Annotated in this window: 8 protein-coding genes; 4 read left to right on the top strand and 4 right to left on the bottom strand. The window is 62.9% G+C overall.

Going from position 1 to position 8,390, the window contains the following annotated elements:
* From EN964_RS00935 to EN964_RS00920, 4 genes are all read right to left on the bottom strand, one after another.
* The coding region (locus EN964_RS00935; RefSeq protein ID WP_164775703.1) for an ATP-binding cassette domain-containing protein at positions 1-407 on the bottom strand (407 nt) is incomplete at its 3' end.
* A gap of 3 nt (positions 408-410) precedes the next feature.
* Positions 411-1,397 (bottom strand): ABC transporter permease, encoded by a 987-nt coding sequence (locus EN964_RS00930; protein WP_127269325.1) that lies wholly within the window; start codon positions 1,395-1,397, stop codon positions 411-413.
* A 114-nt stretch (positions 1,398-1,511) separates the two neighbouring features.
* Entirely contained in the window at positions 1,512-2,447 is a 936-nt protein-coding gene (locus tag EN964_RS00925) for a substrate-binding domain-containing protein (protein ID WP_013532868.1), read from the bottom strand.
* Positions 2,448-2,791: 344 nt separating this feature from the next.
* A complete protein-coding gene (locus EN964_RS00920) occupies positions 2,792-3,949 on the bottom strand; it encodes a fumarylacetoacetate hydrolase family protein (RefSeq protein ID WP_127269324.1) in 1,158 nt (385 codons plus the stop codon).
* A 237-nt stretch (positions 3,950-4,186) separates the two neighbouring features.
* Here EN964_RS00920 and EN964_RS00915 point away from each other — a divergent pair, with 237 nt between their 5' ends.
* The 4 genes from EN964_RS00915 to EN964_RS00900 all read left to right on the top strand — a co-directional run bounded on the left by EN964_RS00915 (position 4,187) and on the right by EN964_RS00900 (position 8,377).
* A complete protein-coding gene (locus EN964_RS00915) occupies positions 4,187-5,467 on the top strand; it encodes an FAD-binding oxidoreductase (RefSeq protein WP_127270233.1) in 1,281 nt (426 codons plus the stop codon).
* Positions 5,468-5,571: 104 nt separating this feature from the next.
* Positions 5,572-6,456, top strand: coding sequence for an ABC transporter permease (locus EN964_RS00910; protein ID WP_127270231.1), 885 nt, complete (start codon positions 5,572-5,574; stop codon positions 6,454-6,456).
* Positions 6,453-7,322, top strand: a complete 870-nt coding sequence (locus EN964_RS00905) for an ABC transporter permease (RefSeq protein ID WP_127270229.1) — start codon at positions 6,453-6,455, stop codon at positions 7,320-7,322. Before EN964_RS00910 ends, EN964_RS00905 begins: the two co-directional genes overlap by 4 nt.
* Complete coding sequence (locus EN964_RS00900; protein ID WP_127270226.1) at positions 7,307-8,377, top strand: ABC transporter substrate-binding protein; 1,071 nt, start codon at positions 7,307-7,309, stop codon at positions 8,375-8,377. Before EN964_RS00905 ends, EN964_RS00900 begins: the two co-directional genes overlap by 16 nt.
* Positions 8,378-8,390: the final 13 nt, after the last annotated feature.

Genomic DNA, 8,390 nt, shown 5'->3' with positions numbered 1-8,390 from the left:
GAGATGCCGACCTGCTTGAGCAAGTCGCGAGCAACCGTGTTCATCGCATCCTGGTCCATCCGGTTGAGGAAGCGCGGCGGCTTGATCGGCTCGCGCCCGAGGAACAGATTGCGGGCGATCGACAGTTGCGTCACCAGCGCCGAGTCCTGGTAGATCGTCTCGATGCCGTGGGCGATGGCGTCGCTGGTGCTGCGCAGGCTCACCTTCTTGCCGCGAATGAAGATATCGCCGCTGGTCAGCGGAACGGCACCCGAGAGCACCTTGATCAGCGTCGACTTGCCGGCGCCATTGTCGCCGAGCAAGCCGACGATCTCCCGTTCATTGACATGGAAATTGGCATCCTCCAGCGCCTGCACGCGGCCATAGGACTTGCGGATGCTCGTCATGCGGATCAGTGGCTCGGCCATGGTTCAAGTCCCCGCCTGGTGCCGGCGTTCCAGCCATGAATGCAGCGCCATCATGCCGAGGATGATGGCGCCGATGAAGATGTTGTAGGCAAGCCCGGGCACGCCGATCAGCACGATGCCGTTGCGCATCACGCGTAGGATCAGGATGCCGAGCACGGTGCCGATGATCGTGCCGCGCCCGCCGGTCAGGGCGGTACCGCCGATCACCACCATGGCGATGACTTCCAACTCATAGCCGGTACCGCTGTTGGGGTTGGCGGCGGAAGTGCGCAGCGAAGAGATGACGCCGGCAAGCGAGGCCATGACCGACGACAGCACGAACAGGCCGATCTTGACGCCGCTGACATTGACGCCGCGCGCCCTTGCAGCACTCGGGTTGCCGCCGGCCGCCTGGATCCAGTTGCCGGTGCGGCTTTGCGTCAGCACATAGCCGAGCCCGATCGCCGCGGCGATGAACCAGAACAGCGACATGTAGATGCGGAACGGGCCGATGAAGAAATCGCCGACCAGCACTTCCGCCAGCCAGCTGCCTTCCGCGGTCCAGGTGCGCTGCGGAAAACCATCGGTGACGAAAAGAGCGGTGCCGCGCACCACCAGCAGCATGCCGAGCGTCACCAGGAAGGACGGGATCTTGAGCTGCGTCACGAACCAGCCATTGACCAGCCCGATGAAGGCGGCGACCAGCAGCGCGGCGACAAAGCCGACCTCGAGCGAGGTCAGGCCGCTGTTGAACAGGGTCCACATCAAGACCGGCGAGAAGCCGAATAGGGAACCGACCGAGAGGTCGAACTCGCCCGATGTCATCAACAGCGTCATCGCCAGCGCGATCAGGCCGAGCTCGACCGTGAAGGCCAGCGTGTTGGAGATGTTCTGCGGCGACAGGAAGTCGTGGTTGAAACTCCAGAAAACGGCGATCTCGACGACGAGCAGCACGAAAGGGCCGAATTCCGGCCGTGCGATCAGGCGTTGGACGAGCGAATGATTTTCCACAGGCAATCCGCGACATGAGTGGAAGGCTGAGCGTTGCACATCGCGTGCGAAGGGCTCGGCGAAATGGAGAGCCAGTCGCGACCGTTGGGCGGCCGCGACTGCTAGGATTGGATGTTACTTGCCGGACAGGATGTCATCGTAGATTTGCGCGGTGTCTTTTTCGTAGAGCGCGCCGGTGATGACGTTGAAGCCCGGAGGAATGCCGCCGGCGGCCATATTGGCCAGCGAAAGCGCGACATAGCTGGTCGCCTGCGGGTCCTGCCACTGGCCGGCATTGACATAGCCGTTCAGCACTTCCTGGGTGGTGTCGAGCGAATTGCCCCAGCCGACGACCGGGATTTCGCCCGGCTTGATGCCGACCTGGTCGAACACCCGCTTGATCGAGCCGGTGACGAGATCGCCCAGGCCGATGATCGCCTTGACCTTGGCCTTGTTGGCCGTGAGGTAGTCGACCATGCGGTTGATCACTTCAGCCTGATCAAGCGTGGCTTCCGTGATTTCATAGGTGATACCGAGCGGCTCGAAGACGCTCTTGATGCCTTCTTCTTCCTGCACGCCATAGGTGGCGCCGGGGATTTCGACCGGCATCCAGACGAAGTCGCCTTTCTTCACCAGGCCTTTGTCGACCAGATACTGCGCCCAATGCTTGCCGAAGGTGACATTGTCGCCACCGACATAGGCGTTGAAGTCGGCCTTCGGATCAGGCGTGTTGAAATTGATGATCGGCACTTTCGCCGCACGCGCTTCCTTGACGATCTCGATCAGGCTGCCCGGATCGGGGCTCGTGGTGACGATACCATCGGCCTTGGCGGAGAGGGCGGCGCGAACCGCTTCCTGCTGCGAGGCGACATCGCCATTGTGGAACGAGGTGTTGACCGTGTTGCCGGTGTCCTTGGCCCATTGCTTGGCGCCGGCCAGGAAGTAGGTCCAGACCGGATCGGCCGGACCGCCGTGCGAAATCCAGTAGAACGTCTTGGCCTGTGCCGCTGCTGGTACCACCATCAGCGCCACCAACAGGCCGTATAGAACGAGTCTTAGCCGTGTCAGCATTTGATTTCCTCCCGTTTGTAGATCGTCAGTTCAAAATCCGTCCCTTGTTCCGCGTCTTTTTGCCAGCGCCGGTTGAATGCGTCAGAGCATCCCCTTTTTCGACGGATGGCAAGCCTCCATCTGCCAAGCCTCCATCTGCAGGTGTAGTGGGCGCCTGACGGGGCGTCATCAGCGGTCCCATCAGATTGCATCAGCTGAGGTGATTTTCCGACTGTCGGATAATTGGCGTGATTGTTTAGGGTCGCGCGAACGCGGCCTGCGCCGACAAGGGTCACGCCGGCGACCATCCTGCGCCCACGGGACCAGGTCCGCAGCGCTTGGCAGGGCGTCGACGACACCAGTTGCTAGATCAGATCGGCTCTGGCCAGCTCCCGCATCAGATGGCTGGCGCCGTAGGTCCAGTGCGGACAGTCCGGCGACAGCTGCACGCGGTTGACCAGCGCGCCGAATTTTTCCGACGAGATGGTGACGATGTCGCCGACCTTGTGGGTAAATCCCTTGCCCTTCTCGCCGCGATCCTTGGACGGAACGAACATGGTGCCGAGATAGAGCGCCAGCCCGTCCGGATACTGGTGGTGCGGCCCCATGGCCGCGGCGACCAGTTCCTCCGGCGAGCGGCTGATCTCCGCCATCGAGCTTGCGCCCTCCAGCGAGAACCCGTCCTCGCCCTCGACTTTCAGGCGCACGACGGCGCGCTTGACGTCATCGATGGAGAATTTGTCGTCGAATAGGCGGATGAAGGGGCCGAGTGAGGCCGAGGCATTGTTGTCCTTGGCCTTGCCGAGCAGCAGCGCCGAACGCCCTTCGACGTCGCGCAGATTGACGTCGTTGCCGATGGTCGCGCCGACGATCCGGCCGCTGGAGGCGGCGATCATGGCGATCTCGGGTTCCGGATTATTCCAGGTCGACACCGGGTGCAGCCCGACATCGGCGCCGAAGCCCACCGAGGCCATCGGCTGGCACTTGGTGAAGATCTCGGCATCGGGGCCGATGCCCACTTCCAGATATTGCGACCAGGCGCCGCGCGAAATCAGCTTGGCCTTGATCTCCATCGCTTCGGGCGAACCGGGCTTCAGCTTCGACAGGTCGTGGCCGATCAGTCCTGCGATGTCGGCGCGGATGGCATCGGCTTTTTCAGCCGAACCACGCGCCTGTTCCTCGATCACCCGTTCCAGCAGGCTGACGACGAAGGTGACGCCCGATGCCTTGACCGCCTGCAGGTCGACCGGGGAGAGCAGGTAGGGTTTTGCTGGATCGCGCCCGGTTTCAAAACTGTTGGCGGCGATGTCATCGAGCGATCCGATCGGTCTGCCTTCGGCCGAGCGGACATGCCCAGCCGGGTCGGCCATCTCGCAAAGGTCGCGCATGGTTGGTGCCGCACGCGAGGTGATGTCGAAGACCGTGCCATCGCGCACCGCGACGACCAGCGGGTATGCGGCATCGCTGCTTCTGGCGCGTCCGACAAAAAGGCCCTCTGTGGGCAGGTGGGTCGGGTTCGTCATAGCGCTCTGTCCTCTGAGTGATCGACAATGTGGCGAAGTGATCGTCAATGTGGGTTGGCCGGATCGGCGCGGCACTTTCACCGGATTCCCGTCAAAGGTCTATCCCGTCGCGGGCGATCGGAACTCTGGGTCTCCGATCGTCTCGGCGGCAGTCCACAGACGAAAGCCAGGGCGCTCTTTCAAAATTGTGAAATTCTGACTAGGATTTTCACCAATCGCAGCGCAGTCAGGTGACCTTTGGCGACAGCATTCTCCGATCCGATCTGGCGCAAGCCACAGACAGCTTCCACGTTTCAATGGCTTCCCAATGGCGAACGTGTCGATCTCGCCATCGTTGGCGGTGGCATCATGGGCTTGTCGACCGCCTTGCATGCCGCCCGGCTTGGCCTGTCGGTGCAGGTGCTGGACGCCGGCGAGATCGGCCAGGGCGCATCGGGCTTGAATGGCGGTCAGGTCATTCCCGGCCTGAAATACGATCCGGAATGGCTGCTGGAGCATTTTGGCCCGGAGCGCGGCGAGGCGCTCGTCAATTTCGCGGCGTCGACTGCCGATGCGGTGTTCGAGCTGATCCGCGACGAGAAGCTGGCGGTGCCGTTCGTCCGCAATGGCTGGATCCAGGCGGCGCACACGGAGGCCGCGCTGAAGGCGGCGGCGAACCGCGACCGGCAATGGCACGCGCGTGGTGCCGACGTCCGGTTGCTCGATGCAGCGGAGATCGCGGCCAGGACCGGTGCGCAGGGCTATCTCGGCGGCTGGCTCGACCGCCGCGCCGGTGTGATCGATCCGCTCGCCTACACGTCGGAATTTGCCCGGGTCGCGACCGCGGCTGGAGTGAGGGTAGCCGGACACCAGAAGGTGGTTCGGCTAGACAACAGCGCCGGCGTTTGGCGTGTTTCAACTGAAAACGGGGTGCAATTGCAGGCAAAGGCGGTCGTGCTGGCGACAAACGCCTATACGGACGGTCTGATCCCCGGTCTCGCTCAGACGATCGTGCCGCTGCATTCCTTTCAGATCGCCACAGCGCCGCTGTCGCCCGATCTGGCGGCCACGATCCTGCCGGAAGGGCAGGCGGTGTCGGACTCCAGGCGCATCCTCGTCTACTACCGCAAGAGCGCCGACGGCCGGCTGGTGCTTGGCGGCCGGGGTCGCATGGCGCTGCCGACGAGCGCCGGCGACTGGGCGCATCTCGAGCGGGCGCTGCGGCGGCTCTATCCCGTGCTGTCCGGTGTCGCCATCGAGAAGCGCTGGTTCGGCCGCGTGGCGATGACGCCGGACCATCTGCCGCACATCCATGAGCCGGAGCAGGGCCTGCTGGCCGTGGCCGGCTGCCAGGGTCGTGGTGTCGGCCTGATGACCGCGCTTGGCGAGCGCATCGCCGGCTACCTCCAAAGTGGCGACGCCAGGCAATTGCCTTTCCCGGTCTCGCCGATCCGGCCGATCCCGTTTCACGCCTTCCGTCAGGTCGGCGTCGCCGCGACCATCGCCTGGTACCGTCTGCTCGATGCGTTGGAGCGCTGACCAGGGCGCTTCATCTCCTTGGGGTTCCGTTAGAGGATTCTGCTTGACAGTTTCATGGATATGAAAAACTCTAAGCCAATTTCAAAATCCCGATAGGCAGGTGGATGTCGACCCTAGTTGCAACATCAGCGCCAGAGGTCCGGTCTTCTCAGGGCTTCCGGGTCGCCATGCTGCTGCCGGGCGCTCTGGTCACTTTCCTGCTGATCCTGTTTGCCCTCGGCCTCGTGCTTTTTCTCGCCTTCCGCGGCAATGACGGTTCGCTGCTCGGCGCCGGCTTCACCGTGGCGAATTTTGTCACTGTGGTGTCCGATCCGCTGTACTGGACGGTGACGCTGCGCTCGCTGATCATTGCCGCTCTGGTCACGCTGGCGACCGTCGTCACCGCTTATCCCGTCGCCTACTACCTTGCCTTCCACGCCGGCCGGCGGCGCGGCCTGCTGCTGTTCCTGGTGACGCTGCCGTTCTGGACCAGCTATCTCCTGCGCGTCTTCGCCTGGAAGATCGTGCTCGCCTACAATGGCGTTTTGAACTCGGCGCTGATCGAAAGCGGTATCTGGTCCGAGCCGACATTGGCCTTTCTCAACACGCCGGCCGCCGTCGTCGTCACGCTCGCGCACGCCTATGCACCGTTCGCCATCCTGCCGATCTATGTGGCGCTGGACACCATCCCGAAATCGCTGATCGAGGCCGCTTCCGATCTCGGCGCGCGGCCATTCACCTCTTTCCGCCGTGTCGTGCTGCCCAATTCGATGCCGGGCGTGCTGGCGGCAGCCCTTGTCGTCTTCGTGCCGACGGTCGGTGACTATGTCACGCCGGCGCTCGTCGGCGGCCCGGCCAGCACCATGATCGGCACGCTGATCCAGGCGCAATTCGGCAAGGCCAATGACTGGCCGTTCGGCGCCGCACTCTCCGTCGCCGTCATGCTGGTCATCCTGTGCGTGGTGCTGGTCGCGCGTTTCGCCGACCGCAGATTTGGCAGCCGCACATGAGCGCTGCACGCACGCAGGGAGGCGGCCGCTGGCTCGGCGTCTACGTCGTCGCCTATCTGGTCTTTCTCTATCTGCCGGTGCTGCTGATCCCGCTGTTTTCCTTCAACAACTCGATCCAGGCAGCGTTTCCACTGCAAGGCTTCACCTTGCAATGGTACGCGACACTGTTCGGCAATTCGGCGCTGACTGGTGCACTCTTGAACAGCCTCGTCATCGGCGCCATTGCCGCCACGGGCGCGACGCTGTGCGGCATCACCGTATCCTACATGGACCTCTATGGCCGCTCGCCGCTGGCCGCCACCATCAGCGCCATCGCCCGGCTGCCGATCCTGATCCCCGGCGTCATCGTCGGCATATCGCTGCTGATCCTCATCAACCTCATTGGTTTGGGGCCATCGCGCATCGCCATCGTTCTCGGTCACATATTGGTGGCGCTGCCGACGACCGTGGTGATCATGCGCAGCCGCTTCGCCGCCGTCCCGAAAACCATTCGCGAGGCGGCGCTCGATCTCGGCGCCTCCGACTGGACGACGTTCCGGCGGGTCATGCTGCCGCTCAGCCTGCCGGCCATCGTTTCGGCCTTCATGCTGGCCTTCCTGATCTCCTTCGACGAATTCATCGTCGTCTTCTTCCTCGCCGGCACCGAGCCGACGCTGCCGCTCTACATCTGGAGCCAGCTGCGTTTTCCAAAGTCGCTGCCGACGGTGATGGCGCTGGGCACGTCGATCCTGGCTGTGTCCTTCATCATCGCTGCAGCAGCTGAAATCCTGCGCCATCGCGGCCTGTCCGCCACGGCGCCAAAGCCCGCGGATCCATCACAACCAAAACAAACCAAGAGAGGAGAACTGCAATGGCATTCGACCTGAAATCGATCTCTGCAAAGACTGTTTGCGCTGGATTGACGGCGTTCGCGATGACGCTGTCGTCGACCGTCGCTTTCGCCGGCGACAAGCTGCAATATTTCACCTGGTCGGGCTATGAACTGCCCGATTTCAACAAGAGCTTCCTTGCCGCGCATCCCGATGGCGTCGAGGCCTCCATCTTCGGTGACGACGATGACGCCTTCACCAAGGTCAAGGCCGGCTTCCGCCCCGACATCGCGCATCCCTGTTATGACAAGGTGGCGCGCTGGAACAAGGAAGGCCTGCTGCAGCCGATCGACACCAAGCGCATCAAGAACTGGGATTCGATCTTCCCGGTGTTCAAGAACCTGCCCGACCTGCAGGCCGGCGACGGCAAGGTCTGGATGGTGCCATGGGACTGGGGCAACACCTCGATCCTCTACCGAACCGATCTGGTGAAGAACCCGGAAGCGAGCTGGAACCTTTTGTGGGACAAGCAGTATGCCGGCCGCATGGCGACGATCGACGCCGTGCACGACACGCCGGTCGTTGCCGCACTGCTCGCCGGCGTCAATCCGTTCGACATGACGCCGGAGCAAATGGACAAGGTGGCCGAGAAGCTGCGCGAGCAGCGCCCGCTGCTCTCCAACTACACCACCGACATGACCTCCGTCGAACAGGCGTTGGCCAGCGGCCAATTGGTCGCCGCCATGACCTGGAACGCGTCCGCCACGTCGCTGAAGAAGCAGGGCGTGCCGGTCGAGTTCATGAAGCCGAAGGAGGGCATGCTGACCTGGGCCTGCGGCTTCGTCATGCTCAAGGACGCCAAGAATGTCGATCTCGCCTATGACTTCATCAACAGCCGGCTGGATGCCGACTCCGGCAAATACCTGATCCAGGCCTATGGCTACGGCAGCTCGCTGAACTCCGCCTTCGCCACCGTGCCGAAGGAGGAACTTGAGAAATTGCAGCTGCCATCCGATCCCGAGGTGTTGCTGAAGACCACCATCTTCACCGGGCCGATGAAACAGAATGACGACCTCGCCAAGATGTTTGAAAAGGTCAAGGCGGGCGGGTGAGTTTCAACCGTAT

The sequence above is a fragment of the Mesorhizobium sp. M7A.F.Ca.CA.001.10.2.1 genome (genome assembly GCF_003998575.1).
In the GTDB taxonomy this organism is placed as follows: Bacteria; Pseudomonadota; Alphaproteobacteria; order Rhizobiales; family Rhizobiaceae; genus Mesorhizobium.
Note: the sequence above shows the minus strand (reverse complement) of the source record. Positions and strands in the feature narration are given on the sequence as shown.